Origin of the sequence: Brachybacterium sp. SGAir0954 (assembly GCF_005490785.1) — a bacterium.
GTDB lineage: Bacteria > Actinomycetota > Actinomycetes > Actinomycetales > Dermabacteraceae > Brachybacterium > Brachybacterium rhamnosum.
In genome coordinates this window covers 2,636,184-2,653,559 of the sequence record NZ_CP027295.1, presented here as the reverse complement: position 1 = coordinate 2,653,559, position 17,376 = coordinate 2,636,184, and the positions used below count along the sequence as shown (strand labels likewise).

The following is a 17,376-nucleotide window of genomic DNA, read 5'->3' as shown; positions in this document are numbered from 1 at the left end:
GGAGCCCGCGGAGGCCCCGGACGGGCACCCGCGGCGGGCCGGCCCGGCGACCGGGGCGGACGACGGTCATCGGCACGATGACCCGCGCGTAGACTGACGGGCCACGGTCAGGAGGCGCGCGATGCAGGACAGATCACCGCAGGACGGGACGTCCGTGCCCCCCGAGGTCGACGGCGGCGCCAGCGCGACCCGCTCGGGAGGGCCGGGGACGAGCGCGGCCTCCTCCCCGTCGAGCCCGTCGCCGTCCGGGCGGAGCACCTCCTCCGTCCCGCGGCGCTCCCGCTCCCGGCTGTCGTTCTTCGGCGGTCGCGGCGGTCCGAGCGTCGATCCGCTGCTCGCGCCCCTGCTCGACACGATGGCCTCCGTGAGTCCCAAGGAGGACACCGCGCTCGTCCAGCGCGCCTTCACCGTCGCCGAGGCCGCCCACCGCGGCCAGATGCGCAAGAGCGGTGACCCGTACATCACGCATCCGGTCTCCGTCGCGACGATCCTCGCGGAGCTCGGCTCGCCCTCCGAGGTCGTCGCCGCAGCGCTGCTGCACGACACGGTGGAGGACACCGACTACCCCCTGGACCGGCTGCGCTCCGACTTCGGCGACGTCATCGCGGTGCTCGTGGACGGCGTCACCAAGCTCGACAAGGTGACCTACGGCGAGGCCGCGCAGGCGGAGACCGTGCGCAAGATGATCGTGGCGATGAGCCGCGACGTGCGCGTGCTCCTCATCAAGCTCGCGGATCGCCTCCACAACGCCCGCACCTGGAAGTACGTCCCGGCCGCCTCCGCGGAGCGCAAGGCCAAGGAGACGCTCGAGATCTATGCGCCGCTCGCGCACCGGCTGGGCCTGAACACCATCAAGTGGGAGCTCGAGGACCGCTCCTTCCAGGTGCTCTACCCCAAGGTGTACGAGGAGATCGTGGCGCTCGTCGCGCAGCACGCCCCCGCCCGCGAGCAGTACCTGCGCACCGTGTCCACGCAGATCCACGAGGACCTGCGCAAGGCGCGCATCAAGGCGGAGGTGACGGGCCGCCCGAAGCACTACTACTCGATCTACCAGAAGATGATCGTGCGGGGACGGGACTTCGCGGACATCTACGACCTCGTGGGCGTCCGCGTGCTCGTGGACTCGGTGCGGGACTGCTACGCGGTGCTCGGTACGCTGCACGCGCGCTGGTCCCCGGTGCCCGGCCGTTTCAAGGACTACATCGCGCTGCCGAAGTTCAACCTCTACCAGTCGCTGCACACCACGGTCATCGGGCCCACCGGCAAGCCGGTGGAGATCCAGATCCGGACCTGGGAGATGCACCGCCGCGCCGAGTACGGCGTCGCGGCGCACTGGAAGTACAAGGCGATGGCGGGCGGCGCCGCGGCGGCCGCGAAGCCCGTTGCGAGCGAGAGCGCCTGGCTGCGCCAGCTCATGGACTGGCAGAAGGAGACCACCGACTCCGGTGAGTTCCTCGACTCCCTGCGCTTCGAGATCGCCTCCCAGGAGGTGTACGTCTTCACCCCGAAGGGGGACGTGCTCGCGCTCCCGCAGGGGTCCACGCCGGTGGACTTCGCGTACGCGGTGCACACCGAGGTGGGGCACCGGACGATCGGGGCCCGCGTGAACGGGCGGCTCGTCTCCCTGGACTCGACGCTGAGCACGGGCGACGTCGTCGAGGTGTTCACCTCGAAGTCCTCCGAGGCGGGGCCCAGCCGCGACTGGCTCGGTTTCGTCACCTCGCCCCGTGCGCGCTCGAAGATCCGCCAGTGGTTCACGAAGGAGCGGCGCGAGGAGGCGCTCGAGCGCGGCCGGGAGGAGCTCGCCAAGGCGCTGCGCCGGCAGGACCTGCCGATGCGGCGCCTGCTTACCCACGAGACGCTCGCCGCCGTCGCCGGGGACCTCAACCTGCAGAGCGTCGATGCGCTGTACACGTCGATCGGCGAGGGGCACACGGGCGCGCAGAACGTCGTGGACAAGCTCCGGGCGACCTTCGGCGGCTCCGACGGCGCGGAGGAGGACGTCGCCGAGGCGACGATCCCGACCTGGGTGCGGCCCAAGCCGAGCACCCGCACCGAGCGCCACACCTCGGAGACGGACCAGGGGGTCATCGTCGAGGGCCATGCGGATCTCTGGGTGAAGCTCGCCAAGTGCTGCGCCCCGGTGCCCGGCGACCCGATCGTGGGCTTCGTGACCCGCGGGAACGGCGTCTCCGTGCATCACCGCGAGTGCGCGAACGCGATCCAGCTGACCGAGCAGCAGGGCGATCGGATGGTGGAGGTCAGCTGGTCCGGCCGTCACAGCACGGCCTACCTGGTGCACATCAAGGTCGAGGCGCTGGATCGACCCCGACTGCTCACCGATCTCGCGCTCGTGATCTCGGAGCAGCAGGTGAACCTGCAGTCCGCCTCGGCGCAGTCGAACGCGGACCGGCTCGCGGCGACCTTCTTCTCCTTCGAGCTCGCCGAGCCGAGCCACCTGCAGGCCGTGCTCGCTCAGGTGCGACGTGTGGAGGGCGTCTACGACGTCTACCGCGTCACCGCGGACGGCAAGCCCGTGGGCGCGGGGGAGCCGCTCACCCGCGGCTGAGCCCCGGGGTGATCGGTGCGGGGCGCCCTCATGCGGCGCGCGTGCCCCCGCCCACGTCGGTGACCGGCACGAGGGCGCAGGCACGGTCCATCGCCTCCTGCGCGGAGCGCGACCCGGGATGGTGGGTGATCGCCTCGAGCCGGCGGCGGATCCCCTCGGGTGAGGCGTGCCCCGCGGCGATCAGACGGGACACGGCCGCGAGCCGCTCGGCATCGGGGGAGAAGCGGAGCAGATCCATCGCGGTGCGGTCGGGGATCGTGAGCGGCGCCCCGCCGACGGTCTCCACCTCGTCCATGGCGACGCGGGAGCCGCGCAGGATCGTCCCGGCGATCGGTCCTCGGTGCGCGGTCGAGATGAGCTCGACCTGGACCGGCGCCGTCCCACCGAGCACGACCCAGGCGGCCGTCACGCCGGCGAGCACGTGATGGGGCCGCAGCGACGTCCCGAGCGCACTGCCCACGGCGAGCGCGCGACCCACGGCGGTGCCGACGATGTCCGGCGGGACGTAGATGCCCGGCAGCAGCCTCACGAGGTAGCCGTCGGCGACCATCCGCGCGGTGGTGGGGGTGTCCTCCCAGCGCTCGAGGGCGCGGGAGACGGGCACCGCGAGCTCCGCCGCATGGCGGGACCAGGCGAAGCAGGCGGGACCCAGGGGCGGCATCCGGGGACCGGGGGAGCAGGGAGGCGGGAGACCGTCGTCCTGCGGTGGCAGGGGCGGGCCGAAGGGCGCGGGCGGCGAGTTCTGCATGCACCGACTCTGGGGGCACGGAGGCCGCACGGCAACGCCCCGCCCGTCCTTGTGGACGGGCGGGGCGTGGGGAGGACCGACCGGGCCGTCCTCGTCAGCGGTGATCGCGGCGGTCAGCCGAGGTCGCGGGCCGAGCGCTCGATGACGGCGAGCCACTCGCGGCGGGCCTCGAGGGCGGCCTCCGCCTTCGCGATCCTCGCCGGGTCACCGGTCGCGCGCGCCTTCTCGAGGTCCTCCTCGTAGCCGGCGATCGCGGAGTGCAGCTGCGAGGAGGCGCCCTCGACGCGCGCCTTGGTGCGCGGATCGGTGCGTCGCCACTCGGCCTCCTCGGCGTCCTTCACGGCGCGCTCGACGCTGCGCAGACGGTCGTCGATCCGACGCATGTCGCCGCGCGGGACCTTACCGGCCGCCTCCCAGCGCTCCTGCACGGAGCGCAGGGCGTCCTTCGCCTTGTCGAGATCCTTCGTCGGGTCGATCTGCTCGGCCTCGGCCAGCAGCGCCTCCTTGACGACGAGGTTCTCGCGCTGCTCCGACTCGGAGGCCTCGAGATCGGCGTTCCGGGCGGCGAAGAAGGTGTCCTGCGCGGCCTTGAACCGGGCCCACTGGGCGTCGTCCTTCTTGCGCCCACCGCGCGGGGCGGCGCGCCACTCGGCCATGAGGTCCTTGAAGGCGCGGACCGTCGGACCCCAGTCCGTGGAGTCCTGCATCTCCTCGGCGCGGGCGATGAGCTGCTCCTTGACGGCCGCGGCCTCCTCGTGACGCTCGTCGAGCTGCGAGAAGAACTGCTTGCGGTGGCGGTCGAAGGTGGACCGCGCCGCGGAGAGCCGCTTCCAGAGGGCGTCCTCGGTGGGACGGTCGATGTTCACGTCCTCGCTCTGCATCTGCTTCCAGGTGGGGACCATCTGGCGCATGGTCTCCCCGGCGCTCTTCCACGAGATCTGCTCGGGCGGCGTGGCGACGAGCTGCTCGATCGACTCGACGAAGGCGGTGCGTCGGGCGATCGCCTCCTGGCGGGCGGCGGTGCGCGCGCTCTCGAGTTCGGCGATCTGCGCCTTCGCCTTCTCGCGGAGCTCGTGGGCGCGGGCCCGCAGCGCGGGGACGTCACCCACGACCTGCGGCTCCTTCATGTTCTTGCGCAGGTTCTCGAGGAGGCGGTTGAGCTCGTTGTGGGTGTGCCCGGTCGTGGAGAGCTTCTTCTCCGTGAGATCGAGGAAGGCCACGAGATCGAGGTAGGCGCGGGCGAACGGGTCCAGCGCGGTGTCGGGGTCGACGCCCTGGGCCTGGCCGGCCTCGCCGAGGGTGCGCACCTGGGTGCCGTCCTGCACGGTGACGGTGCCGTCCTCGGTGACGGAGCCGAAGGTCTTCGCCTCGGCGAGGAGGGCGGCGTCGTACTCGGTGACCGAGGGCGCGGCCGGCAGCAGCGGGGCGGCGGGCTTGCGCCCGGCGAGCGCGGCGGGGGAGGGCGCGCCCCCCGGCGTGGGCCCGGGGCGGCCGGGACGCGGTCGCGGCGAGGGGGCGGGTGCGGGAGCCGCGGCGGCAGGCGCCTCGGTCTCGGGAGCATCCGCGGCGGGAGCTTCCGCGGCGGCCGGCTCGGCGGCCTCCTTCGCAGACGCCTCCGGGGAGGCGTCGTCCGCGGCGGGTTCCGGAGCCGGGGCGGAGGGGGTCTCGGCGGCCTCGGCGGGCTCGACGGCGGCGACGTCGTCGGCGGGGGCGGCCATGTCGGCGGCGTCGGCCGCGGCGGTCTCCTCGGGCTCGGGGGAGGTGGGGACGGGAGTCTCGGACTCGCTCACGATGGAGCTCCTTCGAACGGATCCGCTGCGCGGCGGGACACTGCCGCCACGAGGGCGGCCGGGCGGTGCGGGACCCTCCCGCGGAGCGGGGTGGGAACCACGTCACGGAACTCTACAGCGAGCAGGCGTGCGCCCCGCCCCCTGCCCGCGCACGCACCGGGCCCCGACCGGGCGGAGCCCCGGGCGAGGAGGACGGGACGACGCCAGCGCGCCGAGGAGGGGATAATGGACCGGCCCGCTCTCCCCTCACCCTCGAAGGACGTGCACCCGCATGGCGAAGATCGCCGCTCTGTCCGGCTTCCCCGAATGGCTCCCCGCGGAGCGCCAGGTGGAGCAGCACGTGATCGACGTGTTCCGCGAGGTCGCGGAGCTCCACGGGTTCTCCGGCATCGAGACGCGCGCGGTCGAGCCCCTCGACCAGCTGCTGCGCAAGGGGGAGATCGACAAGGAGGTCTACCTCCTGCGCCGTCTGCAGGCCTCGGAGGAGGAGGACCCCGCCGCCGACGCCTCGCGGACCCTCGGTCTGCACTTCGACCTCACGGTGCCGCTCGCCCGCTACGTGCTCGAGCACCAGAACGACCTCGCCTTCCCGTTCCGCCGGTTCCAGATCCAGAAGGTGTGGCGCGGGGAGCGGCCCCAGGACGGCCGGTTCCGCGAGTTCTACCAGGCCGACCTCGACGTGATCGGGCAGGACGTCCTCCCCGCGCACGTGGAGTCCGAGGTCGCGATCGTCATGGCGGAGATCCTCTCGCGCCTGCCGCTGCCCGCCTTCAGCATCCACGTCAACACCCGCAAGCTCTCCGAGGGGTTCTTCCGCTCCCTCGGCTTCGAGGACCACACGGCGGTGCTGCGCAGCCTCGACAAGCTGCCCAAGATCGGGGAGGACGCCGTGCGCGCCCTCCTCGTCGACGAGGCCGGGGCCACCGCCGAGCAGGCCGACGCCGCCCTGGCCTTCGCGGGGATCCGCTCGCGGGACGCGTCCTTCGGGGACCGGGTCCGCGCGCTCGGCGGGACCGGGGGCATGGTCGAGGAGGGCATCGCCGAGCTGACCGCGGTGCTCGAGCGCGTCGAGGCGGCGGTGCCCGGGGTGATCCTCGCGGACCTCTCGATCGCCCGCGGGCTCGACTACTACACCGGCACCGTCTTCGAGAGCTTCGTCGAGGGCCACGAGTCGCTCGGCTCCGTCTGCTCGGGCGGCCGCTACGACCGTCTCGCGGAGGACAACCGCCACAGCTACCCGGGGGTGGGCCTGTCCATCGGGCTGTCCCGTCTCGTCTCGCGGCTGCTCTCCGCGGACCTCGCCCGGCCGAGCCGCCCGGTGCCCACCTGCGTGCTCGTCGCCGTCTCCGACGAGGCGTCCCGCGGGGCGAGCGAGGCCGTGGCCCGCACCCTGCGCGGGCGTGGTGTGCCCTGCGAGGTGGCGCCGACCGCCGCGAAGCTGGGCAAGCAGATCCGCTACGCCGACCGGCGGGGGATCCCCTTCGTCTGGTTCCCCGGGGCCGACGGCGCCGAGGACGAGGTCAAGGACATCCGCACCGGCGACCAGGCCACCGCGTCGGCCGGGTCCTGGGAGGTGCCCGAGGAGGACCGCACGGTGCGGATCCTCCCGGCGTCGGAGGTCGCGCGCCCGCGCTCGTGACCCGTCCCCGGGTACTCGCCGTCACACACGGCGGTGAGCACCCTCACCGTGTGCGACAGTGGGAATGATCCCCGCACCGAGATCGTTGGAGGAAGCATGGCTACTGTCACCCTGACCACCGAGAACCACGACACGACCGTCGAGGACGGCGTCGTCCTCATCGACTTCTGGGCGGGCTGGTGCGTGCCGTGCCAGCGCTTCGCCCCCATCTTCGACAAGGCGTCGGAGGAGCACCAGGACGTCACCTTCGCGAAGGTCGACACCGAGGACCAGCAGGAGCTCGCGATGCGCTACGGCGTCACCTCGATCCCCACGCTGGTCGCGTACCGTGAGGGCATCCCCGTGTTCTCCCAGCCGGGTGCGCTGCCCCAGGCCGCGCTCGAGGACCTCATCGGCCAGGTGAAGAACCTGGACATGGAGGAGGTCCGCAAGGCCTACGCCGAGGCGCAGCAGCCCTCCTGATCCGCGCCCGGCCCGCAGGGCCACGCCGATCGCACGACGAAGGGCCCGCATCCGTGAGGATGCGGGCCCTTCCCGCGTGCCGGGACGGGGCGGCGGTCGCCCGCCGCCCCGTCGGATCAGCCGTCGTGCCGGCGACCGCCGCTCCGCTTCGCGTCGTAGCGCGAGGAGCCCTCGCGACGGGCGCCGCCGCGGTAGCCCCCACGATCGCCGTCGCGGTGGCGCGGGCGGTCGTCGTCGAAGCGACGACGGGGACGATCGTCGCGCCCGCCGCGGCCGCCGCCGCCGCGGGGGCCGGTGTCCTCGCTGATGCGAAGCTCGCGGCCGGCGATGCGCGCACGGCTGATGTCGTCGATCTGCTTCGGGGAGAGGCTGCCCTTGATCTGGACGAGCGCGAAGTTGCCGAAGATCGAGATCTTGCCGACGTCCTTGCCGTTCAGGCCGCCCTCACCGGTGATCGTGCCGAGGATCGACGGCGGCTTCGCCCCGTGGGTGTGGCCCACGCCGATGCGGTACTGGGTGTAGCCGTGCTCGGTGCGCGATCCGCCGGAGCGATCGTCCCGACGGTCGCCGTGACGGTCGTCCCGACGGTCGTCGCGGTCGTGGCGACCGGTCTGCTGGGTGAACTCCTCGTCCTCGTTCGGCGCGCCCGGGCCGGCGTCGCCGACGGTCATCGCTCCCAGCACGGCGGCCAGCTCGAGCGGGTCGATGCCCTGGCTCTCGACGAACTCGCCGATCAGCTCGCGGTACAGCTCGAGGCGTCCGCGCTCCTGGCGGGCGGGGACCTCCTTGAGGAGGGTGGCCAGGCGATGCTTCGAGACGTCCCGCGGGGACGGGATCACGGCCTCCTCGAGCGTCTGCTTGGTGGCCTTCTCGATGGTGCGCAGCGTGCGGCGCTCGTGCCCGCCGATGAAGGTCAGCGCCTCACCGGAGCGGCCCGCGCGGCCGGTGCGGCCGATGCGGTGCACGTAGGCCTCGGGCTCGCGGGGCACGTCGAAGTTCACGACGAGCCCGATCTTCTCGACGTCGAGGCCGCGGGCGGCGACGTCGGTCGCGACGAGGATCTTCAGGGAGCCGTCGCGCAGGCGCTCCACGATCTTCTCGCGGTCCTTCTGCGGCACGTCGCCGGAGATGGTCGCCGCGATGTGACCGCGGGCCACGAGCTCGGTGCCCACCTCCTCGGCGGCGGCGCGGGTGCGCACGAAGACGATCGCGGCCTCGGCGTCGGAGGTCGCGAGCACGCGGGAGAGCGCTCCGGTGCGGTGACGGAAGGGGACGACGGCGAAGGTCTGGTGGACGCTCGAGACCGTCGAGGACTGCGGGGTGATGCTGATCCGCTCGGGGTCGGTCATGTGATCGGCCGCGACCTTGCGGATCGCGGGCGGCATGGTGGCGGAGAACAGCGCCACCTGGCGGGAGGCGGGAGCCTTCGACAGGATCTCCTCGACGTCCTCCGCGAAGCCCATGCGGAGCATCTCGTCGGCCTCGTCGAGGACGGCGAAGCGCACCGTGTCCAGTCGCAGGCTCGAGCGGCGCATGTGGTCCATGACGCGGCCGGGGGTGCCGACGACGACCTGGGCGCCGCGGGCCAGCGCGCGCTCCTGGGGCGGGTAGGGGGAGCCGCCGTAGACGGCGACGACCTCGAGGCCGCCGATCGAAGAGGCGAACGAGGTGATGGCATCGGCCACCTGCATGGCCAGCTCGCGGGTCGGGGTGAGCACGAAGGCCTGGACCTCGCGGAGGGACGGATCCACCGCGGCGAGCAGCGGGAGGCCGAAGGCGGCGGTCTTGCCGGTGCCGGTCTGGGCGACGCCGATGACGTCGCGACCCTGGAGCAGCACGGGGATGGCCTTGGCCTGGATGGGGGAGGGGCGCTCGAAGCCGAGGTCGGCGACCGCGCGGCGGAGCGCCGGCGGCAGGTCGAGGTCCTCGAAGGTGGGGCCCTCGCTGCGCGGGGCCGGTGCCTCTGCCGAGGGCTGCGCGGCGCTCTGCTCGTCCGTGCCGGGCTCGGCGGGGACGGAGGAGGCGGCGGCGCCCTCGTGATCAGGGGCAGGGGAGACGTCGGTCATGGTGTCCTTCGACGGAGGTGGGTGGTTTCCCGCACCAGGTCGAAGCGCAGGAGGCGGGCCCGCTCGGGGCCGTGACGGACCGGCGATGCCGCAGGTCGGCCGCTGGTCGGAACCCGCTCAGTCTACGGACGCCCCTTGCGCCGCGACAGGGGGCGCGGTGGCGAGATCGCTCACCTTGCGCGGTACTCTGAACCGGTGCCCCCGCGGCACGCCGACCTCTCGGCGGAGCCCCGCTCCCGCCGCCCCGAAGAACGAAGGACGACCTCGTGCTGCGCACCCACCACGCCGGCGAGCTCCGCACGGAGCACATCGGACAGACCGTCACCCTGACCGGTTGGATCGGCCGACGCCGTGACCACGGCGGAGTGACCTTCCTCGATCTGCGCGACGCGAGCGGCGTCGCCCAGGTCGTGGTGCGCGAGGACGAGGCGATGCACCTGCGCAACGAGTACGTCCTCAAGGTCGTGGGCACGGTCGACCGCCGCCCCGCCGGCAACGAGAACCCTCAGCTGCCCACCGGTGAGATCGAGGTCACCGCGACCGAGGTCGAGGTGCTCAACACCTCCGCGCCGCTGCCCTTCCAGCTCGACGAGCACACCGAGGTCGGCGAGGAGGCGCGGCTGCGCTACCGCTACCTCGACCTGCGCCGACAGGGCCCCGCCGCCGCGCTGCGACTGCGCTCGCAGATCAACCGCGCGGCGCGCGAGACGCTGCTGGACGACGGCTTCGTCGAGATCGAGACCCCGACCCTCACGCGCTCCACCCCCGAGGGCGCCCGGGACTTCCTGGTCCCCGCGCGCCTCTCGCCGGGCTCCTGGTACGCGCTCCCGCAGTCGCCGCAGCTGTTCAAGCAGCTGCTGATGGTCTCCGGCATGGAGAAGTACTTCCAGATCGCCCGCTGCTACCGCGACGAGGACTTCCGAGCGGACCGCCAGCCCGAGTTCACCCAGCTCGACATCGAGATGAGCTTCGTGGACCAGGAGGACGTCATCGCGCTCGCCGAGCAGCTGCTCGTGAACGTGTGGCGGACCGCCGGCCACGAGGTCAGCACCCCGATCCCGCGGATCACCTACGAGGAGTCGATGCGGCGCTACGGCTCCGACAAGCCGGACCTGCGCTTCGACCTCGAGATCGTCGAGATGACGGAGTACTTCGCGAACACGCCGTTCCGCGTGTTCCAGTCGCCGTACGTGGGCGCGGTCGTCATGGCCGGCGGCGCCTCGCAGCCGCGTCGCACGCTCGACGCCTGGCAGGAGTGGGCCAAGCAGCGCGGCGCGCGCGGCCTCGCCTACGTCCTGATCCAGGAGGACGGCAGCCTCACCGGCCCCGTCTCCAAGAACATCTCCGAGGAGGAGAAGGCCGGGCTCGCGGAGAAGGTCGGGGCGAAGCCCGGCGACTGCGTGTTCTTCGCCGCGGGCGAGGCCAAGCCGTCCCGCGCGCTGCTCGGCGGCGCCCGGGCCGAGATCGCCGAGCGCCTGGGCCTCATCGACCACGACGCGTTCTCCTTCGTGTGGGTCATGGACGCGCCCATGTTCGAGCCGGCCGGTGACGCGGTCGCCGCGGGCGACGTGGCCGTGGGCTCCGGCGCCTGGACCGCCGTGCACCACGCCTTCACCTCCCCGAAGCCCGAGTTCCTCGACAGCTTCGACAAGGAGCCCGGCGAGGCCCTCGCCTACGCCTACGACATCGTCTGCAACGGCAACGAGATCGGCGGCGGCTCGATCCGCATCCACCAGCGGGACGTGCAGGAGCGGGTGTTCTCCGTCATGGGGATCGACGAGGAGCAGGCCCGCGAGAAGTTCGGGTTCCTCCTCGACGCCTTCGCCTTCGGCGCCCCGCCGCACGGCGGCATCGCCTTCGGCTGGGACCGCGTCGCGGCCCTGCTCGCGGGCACCGACTCGATCCGCGAGGTCATCGCGTTCCCGAAGTCCGGCGGCGGCTTCGACCCGCTCACCCAGGCGCCGGCGGCGATCACGCCGCAGCAGCGCAAGGAGGCCGGGGTCGATGCGAAGCCCGAGCCCAAGGCCGTCGCGAAGGAGCAGCAGGCGACCGCCGAGGGCGCCGCGCAGGGCTCCGCCGAGGCCTGAGCGCCTGAGCCGACGCCACGACGAGGGAGGGCCCCGCACCGTTCGGTGCGGGGCCCTCCTCGTGCTGTCGGCCTGCCCGGCATCCGGTGTCCCGACGGACCGGGCCCGGGCGGGGCGGGAGCTCAGCGCTTCGCGCGGGACTTCTTCGGCTCGACAGGCGCGCCGCCGTGCTTGACCTGGGGCTTGGGCAGGCGGAAGCGGCGGATCTGGATCGCCCGCATGATGCCGTAGCCCACGAGCCCGCGCTTCACCTCGCCGAATTCCTCGGTGAGGGCGGCACGGAGCCGGCGGCGCAGGAAGAACGCGTCGATCACGCAGATCGCGATACCACCCCACAGCAGCGCGATGAGCAGGGTGCTCATCGCGAGGTACAGCGACTGGTCGATCAGCGGCAGGACGAGCGCGACGATCATGAACACGAGCGCGACCGGGAAGAAGTACTCGGCGACGTTGTGGCGGGTGTCCACCAGGTCCCGCACCCGGCGGCGCTCGGGGCCGCGGTGCTGGAGCGGCATCTTCGCTTCGTCACCGGTCACGAGGGCCTGCTGGGCCTCCATCTGACGGGTCCGCGAGCGCTCGCGGTCCCGGCGGCGGGCCTCCTTGCGGTCGGAGACGACGAGAGGCCGGCGACGGGCGGCCTCCGCCTCCTTGCGGGAGCGGGTGGGGCGGCCCTTCGCGGCGGTGCGCGCGGCATCCGTGTCGCGGGATGCGGGGCTCTCGGGGGTCGGCGGCTGGGAGGAGTTCACCACGGCAGTCTAGGCGGAGCGTCCCCAGGGACGCCTCCCAGGGGGCCGGTACGGTGGGAGCCATGAGCACGACCTCCTCCGCCCATCCCGTCCCGGCTCCCGATCCCGCCCTGGTCCAGGAGCTCCGAGCGCGGCTCGAGCCGATGCTCGAGCGCTCCGTCGCGGACCTCGAGGACCTCGTCCGCATCCCCTCGATCGCCTTCCCGGGCTACGACCGCGAGCCGGTGCAGCGCAGCGCCTCCGCCGTCGCCGCGCTGCTCGAGGACGCCGGGCTCCCGGACGTGCGGATCACGGCCGTCGAGGACGGTGCGCCCGCGGTGATCGGCCGTCTCCCCGCCGCGCCGGGACGCCCCACCGTCATGCTCTACGCGCACCACGACGTCCAGCCCACCGGGGACGTCGACTCCTGGTCGAGCGAGCCCTTCGCGCCCGAGCGTCGTGGGGACCGGCTCTACGGCCGCGGCGCGGCGGACGACAAGGCCGGCGTCATGGCTCATGTCACGGCGCTGCGTCTGGTGGGGGAGCGGCTCGCGGCCGAGGGGATCGGCGTGACCGTCTTCGTCGAGGGGGAGGAGGAGGCCGGATCGCCGACCTTCCGCCCCTTCATCGAGGCGCACCGCGACGCCCTCGCCGCGGACCTGATCATCGTCGCGGACTCCGCGAACTGGGCCGTCGGCACCCCTGCGATCACCGCCTCCCTGCGCGGCCTCGTGGACGCGGTGGTGGAGGTGCGCGTCCTCGAGCACGCCGTGCACTCGGGCATCTTCGGCGGCCCCGTCCTGGACGCGCCGACACAGCTCGCCCGGCTGCTCGCGACGCTGCACGACGACGAGGGCGAGGTCGCGATCGAGGGGCTCGTCCACGCCCCGGACCCGGCCGTCGAGATGCCCGAGGAGGACTACCGCCGCGATGCTGGCGTCCCCGAGGGGCTCGAGCTCTCCGGCCGCGGGTCCATAGCGGCGCGGATGTGGACGAGGCCCGCCCTCTCGGTGATCGGCATCGACGCGCCGTCCGTGCGCGAGGCGTCCAACACCCTCGTCCCGGTCGCCCGGGCCAAGGTCTCCCTGCGCATCCCGCCGGGCCAGGACCCGCAGGCCGCCGAGGACGCTCTGCTGGCGCACCTCGAGCGCCACACCCCGCGCACCGCCCGGCTGACCGTGCATCCCGGCGAGCAGGGCCGTCCCTACGGCGCGGATCTCGCGAGCCCGGCGACGGCGCTCGCCCGGCAGGCGCTCGGCGCCGCCTGGGGGACCGAGGCGGTGGACACCGGGCTCGGGGGATCGATCCCCTTCATCGCCGACCTCCTCGAGGTCTTCCCGCAGGCCTCCGTGCTCGTGACCGGGGTCGAGGACCCGCAGTCCCGCGCCCACGGGATCGACGAGTCCCTGCACCTGGGGGAGTTCGCCCGGGTCTGCCTCGCCGAGGCCCTGCTGCTCCTCGGTGCGGGCTCGCTCCCGCAGGCCGAGGGATGAGCCCGCTCGAGGAGGAGCGCCGTGCGGAGCCCGTGAGCGCCGCGGCCGTGCCGCTGCTCGGGCTGGGCCTCGTGCTCGGCTTCCTCGGCGGCTACATGCTCGGGTGGTGGGGAGCCGTCGTGGTGGCGCTCGTGCTGATCGCCGCGCTCTCGGCGGTGCTCGGCGGGCGCAGCCGCGCGGCCGCCGGGGCAGCGGCGATCGGTGTGGTCGTCGGCTACGTCGCCATCATGCTGGTCGCCGCGTTCCGCGGTCTGCTGTGGTGACCGGATCCTCCCGGGAAGGGGAGGGCCTGCACGAGCGGCAGGACGGGCCGTCCACGCGTGCGGTGCCACACACCATCCGCGGCGCCCGAGGCGTACGCTGGACCCATCCGCAGCACCCGAGGAGGACCGCATGACCACGACGACCGAGCGTCCCACCGCCGCGCACCAGGTGACCCTCACCCCGGAGGCGGCCGGCAAGGTGAGCACTCTGCTCGAGCAGGAGGGTCGCGACGACCTGCGCCTGCGCATCGCTGTGCAGCCCGGCGGCTGCTCAGGCCTCATCTACCAGCTCTACTTCGACGAGCGCCTCATGGACAACGACCTCACGGTCGACTTCGACGGCGTCGAGGTCGTGGTGGACAAGATGAGCAGCCCGTACCTCACCGGTGCGGTGATCGACTTCTCCGACACCATCGAGAAGCAGGGCTTCACGATCGACAACCCCAACGCGCAGAGCTCCTGCGCCTGCGGCGACTCCTTCGCCTGAGCCGCGAGACGGTCCGCGACGGCGGGCGACCCCTCGGGGGGTCGCCCGCCGTCGTGCGTCCTGCCCGGTCCCGGTCCTGCGAGGGCCGCGTCCGTGCACCGGTGACCGCGGCAGGTGGCAAGGGACACACCCTCCTTCGGTGAAGCCTCGTTCCCACAGCGTGCCGGTGGCCCGGGGCCCGCGAAGAGCACGTATGATGACGGGGTGCCGTGACGTGGAGGGCGCGCCGCCGTCGTGCGGATCGTCCCCCTCAACCCTCGTCCCCACGAGGCGCGGCGCCATGGGCACGTCCCCGCCCATGTGAGTACCAGCCCTGGCCCCCGCAGCAGTCCCGCCCTCCACGAGCGGGTCGCGCCACGGAACCGGTCGGGGACGACGAGCGGAAGGTCATCCTTGTGATCCCCCAGGCCCCCCAGCGCGCGCGGCGCAGTCGCCGCATGGCCGCCGGCATCGCTCTCGCAGCACTGGCCCTGGCCGGCTGCACCGAGAAGCAGCAGCGGGGGTTCCTCCCCGGATACAGCGACGGTCAGGTCACCGACCAGACCCAGCGCATCACCGACCTGTGGGTCGGGTCGTGGGTCGCGCTGGTCGTCGTCGGCCTCATCGTGTGGGGTCTGACGATCTGGTGCGCCGTCGCCTACCGTCGCCGCAAGAACGACACCGGCTTCCCGATCCAGCTGCGCTACCACGTGCCGCTCGAGCTCATGTTCACGCTGCTGCCCGTCGTCATGGTGCTCACACTCTTCTACTTCACCCAGCGCGACATCCACGAGATCGAGTCGCTCGACAAGGACCCCGCGGTCACCGTCACCGCCGTCGGCAAGCAGTGGAGCTGGGACTTCAGCTACGAGACCGCCGACGGCCAGCAGGTGCACGAGCCCGCCGGTGTGCAGTCCTTCGAGACCGGCGTGGAGGGCGCGTCCGACTCGCTGCCCGTCCTGTACCTCCCCGAGGGCGAGACCGTCGAGTTCCAGCTCGAGTCGCGCGATGTCATCCACTCGTTCTGGGTCGTGGACTTCCTCTACAAGAAGGACATGATCCCGGGGCACACCACGACCTTCCAGGTCACTCCCGAGCGCTCGGGCACCTACCGCGGCAAGTGCGCGGAGCTGTGCGGCGAGTACCACTCGGACATGCTGTTCAACGTCGTCGTGGTCCCGGCCGACGAGTTCCAGGCGCACCTCGACGAGCTCGAGGCCGAGGGCAACACCGGCGAGCTCGGCATCGACCTCAACCGCAACCAGGACGACTGGTCCATGCGCGAGAAGTACGACGAGGGCGTGGACCGCACGCAGCGCACCGCCGACACCACGACCACGCAGGAGGGGGACAAGTGAGCGCCCAGACCGAGACCCGCCCGGGAGCAGAGGCTCCGGCGCGGTTCAGGAAGACGCCCGAGACCGGCCTCGGCAAGCAGTTCTTCACCCTGCTCACCACGACCGATCACAAGATGATCGGCCTCATGTACATGGGGATGGCGTTCGCCTTCTTCTGCTTCGGCGGAATCCTCGCGCTCATGATCCGCGCCGAGCTCTGGGAGCCCGGCCTTCAGGTCGTGGTCTCCAAGGACCAGTACAACCAGCTGTTCACGATGCACGGCACGATCATGCTGCTCATGTTCGGCACCCCGCTGTTCAACGGCTTCGCGAACTACCTCGTGCCGCTGCAGATCGGCGCCGTCGACATGGCGTTCCCGCGCCTGAACATGTTCGCTTTCTGGCTGACCCTGTTCGGCTCGCTCATCGCCGTCGCCGGCTTCCTCACCCCGCAGGGCGCCGCCTCCTTCGGCTGGTTCGCCTACGCGCCGTTGTCGGACACCACGTTCACACCGGGCCTCGGTGGTGATCTCTGGGTCTTCGGACTCGGCCTGCAGGGCTTCGGCACGATCCTGGGCTCGGTCAACTTCATCACCACGATCATCTGCATGCGCATGCCCGGCATGACCATGTTCCGGATGCCGATCTTCACCTGGAACATCCTCATCACGGCCGTGCTCGTGCTGATGGCCTTCCCGCCGCTGGCCGCCGCGCTGCTCGCGCTGGGAGCGGACAGGCGGTTCGACGCCCAGATCTTCAACCCGGAGAACGGCGGCGCCATCCTCTGGCAGCACCTGTTCTGGTTCTTCGGCCACCCCGAGGTGTACGTGCTCGCGCTGCCGTTCTTCGGCATCGCCTCGGAGATCATCCCGGCCTTCAGCCGCAAGCCGATGTTCGGCTACAAGACCCTCGTCGGCGCGACGATCGCGATCGCCGCCCTCTCCGTGACCGTGTGGGCGCACCACATGTACACGACCGGCGCGGTCATGCTGGACTTCTTCTCCTTCATGACGATGCTCATCGCCGTGCCGACGGGCGTGAAGTTCTTCAACTGGCTGGGCACGATGTGGCGCGGCTCGATCACCTTCGAGACGCCGATGCTGTTCACGCTCGGCTTCCTCACCACCTTCACCTTCGGCGGCCTGACCGGCGTGATCCTCTCGTCGCCGGTGCTCGACTTCCACCTCTCCGACACGTACTTCGTGGTGGCGCACTTCCACTACGTGATCTTCGGGACCGTGGCCTTCGAGATGTTCGCGGGCTTCTACTTCTGGTGGCCCAAGATGTTCGGCCACAAGCTCCACGAGGGCCTGGGCAAGCTGCACTTCTGGCTGCTGATGATCGGCTTCCACACGACGTTCCTCGTCCAGCACTGGCTGGGCGTTGAGGGTGCGCCCCGCCGTTACGTGAACTACCTCGCGGAGGACGACTTCGGCTGGATGAACCAGCTCTCGACGGTCGGTGCCTTCATCCTCGGCGCCTCGACGCTGCCGTTCATCCTGAACGTGGTGCTCACCCACCTCAAGGGCAAGAAGGTCGAGGTCGACGATCCGTGGGGCTACGGCGCCTCCCTCGAGTGGGCGACCTCCTGCCCGCCGCCGCGCCACAACTTCCACTCGCTGCCGCGCATCCGGTCCGAGCGCCCCGCCTTCGACCTGCACCACCCCGAGGTCGCCGCGCAGGACCACATGCTGCACGAGGAGCCCGTGCAGAACCCGAGGAGCAACTGAT

13 protein-coding genes are annotated in these 17,376 nt (G+C 72.0%); 9 read left to right on the top strand and 4 right to left on the bottom strand.

Annotated elements, in window-relative coordinates:
• Positions 1 to 121 precede the first annotated feature (121 nt).
• Complete coding sequence (locus C1N80_RS11890; protein WP_137770961.1) at positions 122 to 2,569, top strand: bifunctional (p)ppGpp synthetase/guanosine-3',5'-bis(diphosphate) 3'-pyrophosphohydrolase; 2,448 nt, start codon at positions 122 to 124, stop codon at positions 2,567 to 2,569.
• Between the two features lie 28 nt (positions 2,570 to 2,597).
• Here C1N80_RS11890 and C1N80_RS11885 read toward each other — a convergent pair whose 3' ends face one another.
• Together C1N80_RS11885 and C1N80_RS11880 are read right to left on the bottom strand one after the other, a co-directional pair.
• Positions 2,598 to 3,230 carry a hypothetical protein gene (locus tag C1N80_RS11885; RefSeq protein WP_137770960.1) on the bottom strand — a complete coding sequence of 211 codons (633 nt, stop codon included), beginning with the start codon at positions 3,228 to 3,230 and terminating at the stop codon, positions 2,598 to 2,600.
• A gap of 200 nt (positions 3,231 to 3,430) precedes the next feature.
• Positions 3,431 to 5,107, bottom strand: a complete 1,677-nt coding sequence (locus C1N80_RS11880; RefSeq protein ID WP_305038361.1) for a DUF349 domain-containing protein — start codon at positions 5,105 to 5,107, stop codon at positions 3,431 to 3,433.
• A gap of 271 nt (positions 5,108 to 5,378) precedes the next feature.
• On the opposite strand from C1N80_RS11880, the gene hisS reads away from it, so the two are divergent.
• Together hisS and trxA are read left to right on the top strand one after the other, a co-directional pair.
• On the top strand, positions 5,379 to 6,746 hold the full coding sequence (hisS, locus tag C1N80_RS11875; RefSeq protein WP_137770959.1) for a histidine--tRNA ligase: 1,368 nt from the start codon (positions 5,379 to 5,381) through the stop codon (positions 6,744 to 6,746).
• 96 nt (positions 6,747 to 6,842) lie between these two features.
• Positions 6,843 to 7,208, top strand: a complete 366-nt coding sequence (gene trxA, locus C1N80_RS11870) for a thioredoxin (protein ID WP_137770958.1) — start codon at positions 6,843 to 6,845, stop codon at positions 7,206 to 7,208.
• Between the two features lie 116 nt (positions 7,209 to 7,324).
• On the opposite strand, the gene C1N80_RS11865 is transcribed toward trxA, so the two are convergent.
• Positions 7,325 to 9,274 (bottom strand): DEAD/DEAH box helicase, encoded by a 1,950-nt coding sequence (locus tag C1N80_RS11865; RefSeq protein ID WP_137770957.1) that lies wholly within the window; start codon positions 9,272 to 9,274, stop codon positions 7,325 to 7,327.
• A 266-nt stretch (positions 9,275 to 9,540) separates the two neighbouring features.
• Here C1N80_RS11865 and aspS point away from each other — a divergent pair, with 266 nt between their 5' ends.
• Positions 9,541 to 11,361 carry an aspartate--tRNA ligase gene (gene aspS, locus C1N80_RS11860; RefSeq protein ID WP_137770956.1) on the top strand — a complete coding sequence of 607 codons (1,821 nt, stop codon included), beginning with the start codon at positions 9,541 to 9,543 and terminating at the stop codon, positions 11,359 to 11,361.
• 122 nt (positions 11,362 to 11,483) lie between these two features.
• On the opposite strand, the gene C1N80_RS11855 is transcribed toward aspS, so the two are convergent.
• Entirely contained in the window at positions 11,484 to 12,107 is a 624-nt protein-coding gene (locus C1N80_RS11855) for a DUF3043 domain-containing protein (protein WP_137770955.1), read from the bottom strand.
• A 62-nt stretch (positions 12,108 to 12,169) separates the two neighbouring features.
• Here C1N80_RS11855 and C1N80_RS11850 point away from each other — a divergent pair, with 62 nt between their 5' ends.
• The 5 genes from C1N80_RS11850 to ctaD all read left to right on the top strand — a co-directional run bounded on the left by C1N80_RS11850 (position 12,170) and on the right by ctaD (position 17,375).
• Positions 12,170 to 13,579: a dipeptidase gene (locus tag C1N80_RS11850; RefSeq protein WP_137770954.1), complete on the top strand. Its 1,410-nt coding sequence runs from the start codon at positions 12,170 to 12,172 to the stop codon at positions 13,577 to 13,579.
• Positions 13,576 to 13,842, top strand: coding sequence for a hypothetical protein (locus C1N80_RS11845; RefSeq protein ID WP_137770953.1), 267 nt, complete (start codon positions 13,576 to 13,578; stop codon positions 13,840 to 13,842). The genes C1N80_RS11850 and C1N80_RS11845 overlap by 4 nt, the downstream gene beginning before the upstream one ends.
• 130 nt (positions 13,843 to 13,972) lie before the next feature.
• A complete protein-coding gene (gene erpA, locus C1N80_RS11840; protein ID WP_137770952.1) occupies positions 13,973 to 14,329 on the top strand; it encodes an iron-sulfur cluster insertion protein ErpA in 357 nt (118 codons plus the stop codon).
• Positions 14,330 to 14,724: 395 nt separating this feature from the next.
• Complete coding sequence (coxB, locus tag C1N80_RS11835; RefSeq protein ID WP_137770951.1) at positions 14,725 to 15,666, top strand: cytochrome c oxidase subunit II; 942 nt, start codon at positions 14,725 to 14,727, stop codon at positions 15,664 to 15,666.
• Positions 15,663 to 17,375: a cytochrome c oxidase subunit I gene (gene ctaD, locus C1N80_RS11830; RefSeq protein ID WP_137770950.1), complete on the top strand. Its 1,713-nt coding sequence runs from the start codon at positions 15,663 to 15,665 to the stop codon at positions 17,373 to 17,375. Before coxB ends, ctaD begins: the two co-directional genes overlap by 4 nt.
• The last annotated feature ends 1 nt before the right edge of the window (position 17,376 follow it).